This window comes from Paraburkholderia sp. SSBN10T (genome assembly GCF_056619545.1).
Genome location: NZ_JBWQQI010000050.1, coordinates 1 through 3,256 on the forward strand (window position 1 = coordinate 1; position 3,256 = coordinate 3,256).

Consider the following 3,256-nt stretch of genomic DNA (forward strand, 5'->3'; position numbering starts at 1 on the left):
CTTTGCGGCGGTGTATGGAACTGGGACATAGGTAACAGGTGTATCGGGACATGGGTAACACTCTGGAGACGTTTTTCCGGAGCTGACCATGTCGTGGAACCCGAGAGATACCGTGAACCTACGTCTGGAATTTGTTCAGCTAGCCCTGCAGAAAGGCGCAAACCGCCGCGAGTTGTGCCGGCGATACGGCATCAGTGCGAAGACCGGCTACAAGTGGCTCAAGCGCTACGGGCAGTCTGGCGAGGCCGGTCTGGAAGACCGCTCGCGCCGGCCGCTATCGAGCCCGAATCGCACGGCTCCCGGGATTGAGCAGCGCGTGGTTGCGCTACGTCCACGAACATCGATGGGGCGGACGCAAGCTCGAACGGCGTCTGCGTGATCTCGGCAACCCGGTGGTGCCCACGGCGGGCACCATGACCCGGATCCTGCATCGACACGGCCTGATCGTGCCCGAAGCCTCGCTGGCAGCGACGCCCTGGCAGCGCTTCGAGCACGAGCAGCCCAACGATCTGTGGCAGATGGATTTCAAGGGATGGATTGAACTCGCCGATGGCCGGCGCTGCTCGCCGCTGACCGTGCTGGATGACCATTCGCGCTTCAATATCGTGCTCGACGCCTGCGGGCCGACCGACACGCAGGCCGTACGCAGGCGACTGCGCGAGGCGTTTCGCCGTTACGGGCTGCCGTTGCGCATCAACGCCGACAACGGCTCACCATGGGGCAGCCCTGCCCAGCCCGGACAGCTCACCACGCTGGGCATCTGGCTGATCCGTCTGGGTGTGAAGATCTCGTACAGTCGCCCGGCCCATCCGCAGACCAACGGCAAGGATGAGCGGTTTCACCGCACGCTGAAGACTGAACTGCTCAGCGGCAGGCACTTCGCCAGTTTCCGTGGCGCGCAGCAGGCATTCGACACCTGGCGTATCGTCTACAACACACAGCGGCCCCATCAGGCGCTGGACATGGACACGCCCGTCACGCGTTACCGGCCAAGTCCACGCGCCTATCCCGAGCGGCTGCCGCCGCTGCAGTATGGCGACGCAGACACCGTCGTGCGGGTCCGCGTCAATGGCGAACTGCGCTTCATGTCCCGACGCTTCAAGGTCTCAAATGCGCTCGAGAACCTGCCCGTCGCCATCCGGCCGAGCACGACGCAACCTGACTGCTATGACCTTTACATCGCCCACCATCACTTCGATACCATCAACATGAACCTGACGAAATGACCGGCTAAATGTGTTACCCATGTCCCGTTACGTGTGTTACCCATGTCCCGAGTCCATACACCGCCGCAAAGAAAAGTAGGTGCCGCCCCGCACAGGGGCAACGCTAATAAACCAATAACAAAGCAAGGAAAGGCCAACACCTCAGGCACAACAACCAAAAAGCGCCGCGCAGGCAAAAAAATCACTTCTCCGCGACAACACCCCGCCCATTAATACCCCGCCACCAAACCTCAGCTACCTGCCAGGAAACCAACGCAACGCACCCAAACAAAACCTCCCGCATGCGCTTAACGAGCGCCAACGAAAGAGCAACTTCACGATCAACCCCAAACAACTGCGCAAGCAAAACCACAGCCACATCCTGCACCCCAACCCCAGCGGGAACAAAAAACGCAGCATGCCGAACAGCCTGAGTAAGCCCCTCAATAGCGAGAGCCGCAGTCAAAGAAACCGGATACCCCAGCAACTGCAAAGCCCAATAAGCCTCAAACGCCCCAAGCAGATACCCACCCAACTGCCAGAGAAAAGCCCGCAACAAAAGCCCAGCGCGGCACATAAGCGCATCGATATCCGCATCGAGCTGCCGCCCATCCATGCCCTGCAGAAGCGAACTGGACGCCCCCAGCAACTTGCCGGCCCACCGCTCGATAGCATGAAAAACCCCACCCCGCCGCACGAGCACAACAGCAATCACAGGCAAAGGCAACGACAACAGCAACGCCAACCCAATCGTACCCACCCCAGCGGTCCGATGCGTCGAAGCCACAATCAGAACCAGCGCCAGCGCCGAAAACGCATACTGCACCGCCATCGTCACCATCACCTCGACGATCACCGACGCGCTCACGCCACTCAGATCCGCCACCCGCCACCGCGCCAGCCGGATCCCGACGATCTCGCCGCCAATCCCCGCCACCGGCAACAACCGGCTCACCGCCTCGCGGACCGTGGCGACCCACCACAGGAAAACGAGCGACGCCCGCCTGCCCAGCAGCAAATGCCAGGCATAAGCATCGAGCAGCAGCGGCAGCGCATGAAACGGCACCAGCCAGAGCAGCGCAAAACCCGCCTGGCCGATCACCTGGATCAAGCCGGCCACGCCCTCATGCAGCACCAGCCCAATCAGAATCGCGATGCCCGCCGGCAAGCCGGCCCATTGCAACCACTTCATGACGGCTGCACGCCACGGTCATGCGCCCGGCTGCTGCACACGTCGATAAATCCGCCTCGCGTCGCGCCGGCCGCCTCGATCGCGGCTGCCACCCGTGGCGACAAAAGCGCAGCCAGTTCGTCCGCGTGCCGGTACGCGCGCATGCCCAGCGTCAGCGGGCCCTCGCCCGCCACCGCCGGATGGCAATAGATCTCGCCCACACCCTCAGGCAAATGCGCCAGTGCATCGAGCAATACCGCTTCGTCCATCTGCCCCGTCTTCGCAATGCCGACCACGTAGTCGTTATGCGCGATGCCGGCGCGCTCGAGACGCGCCCGCACGAGCCCGATCCACGGCTTCAGCCAGAACGGTTCTCTGGATTCGCACGGCAAGCGCACCGCGCGCATGCCGTAGTCGCGGCCAATCTCAAGGATCAGGGAGAGCACCGTCGGATGCAGATGGAAATGCTTATGCGTGTTGACGTGATCGAGCGGCAAGCCGGTCTTTGCGAACGCTTCGAACTGCGCACGAATTTCGAGCGCAAGCTGTTTGCGCACGTGCGGTAGAAAGAAGAAGCGAAAGCCGTCGCGCACCATGTTGTCGCCGAACCGGCCGCGTGCGTCGACCAGCGCCGGAATCGCCTCGCGCGGCAAAAACGCCGCGCCGTCGGCCAGCACCAGGTGCAGGCCGACGCGCAGTTCCGGCAGCCGCCGGGCGCGCGCCACCGCATCGCGTGCGGCGGGCGCCGCCACCATCAGGCTCGCCGCCGTCAGGACGCCGTGCACATACGCACGTTCGACTGCCTCGTTGACACGCTCATGCAACCCGAAGTCGTCTGCCGTGAAAATCAGGGTGCGCTGCGGCAGACGGCCCTCGCGTG

General features: G+C 63.1%; 2 protein-coding genes and 1 pseudogene. 1 reads left to right on the forward strand and 2 read right to left on the reverse strand.

What is annotated here, in order from left to right:
- Positions 1 to 88: 88 nt before the first annotated feature.
- Positions 89 to 1,226 (forward strand): annotated as a pseudogene (locus AC1ECK_RS36535) (IS481 family transposase).
- 181 nt (positions 1,227 to 1,407) lie between these two features.
- On the opposite strand, the gene AC1ECK_RS36540 reads toward AC1ECK_RS36535, so the two are convergent.
- Positions 1,408 to 2,397 (reverse strand): lysylphosphatidylglycerol synthase domain-containing protein, encoded by a 990-nt coding sequence (locus AC1ECK_RS36540; RefSeq protein WP_480328159.1) that lies wholly within the window; start codon positions 2,395 to 2,397, stop codon positions 1,408 to 1,410.
- On the reverse strand, positions 2,394 to 3,242 hold the full coding sequence (gene hpnK, locus AC1ECK_RS36545; protein ID WP_480328161.1) for a hopanoid biosynthesis-associated protein HpnK: 849 nt from the start codon (positions 3,240 to 3,242) through the stop codon (positions 2,394 to 2,396). The genes AC1ECK_RS36540 and hpnK overlap by 4 nt, the downstream gene beginning before the upstream one ends.
- Positions 3,243 to 3,256 lie beyond the last annotated feature (14 nt).

Excerpts from the sequence above, each read along its gene's own strand:
- AC1ECK_RS36540 (WP_480328159.1), bottom strand. The coding sequence starts at position 2,397 with ATGAAGTGGTTGCAATGGGCCGGCTTGCCGGCGGGCATCGCGATTCTG.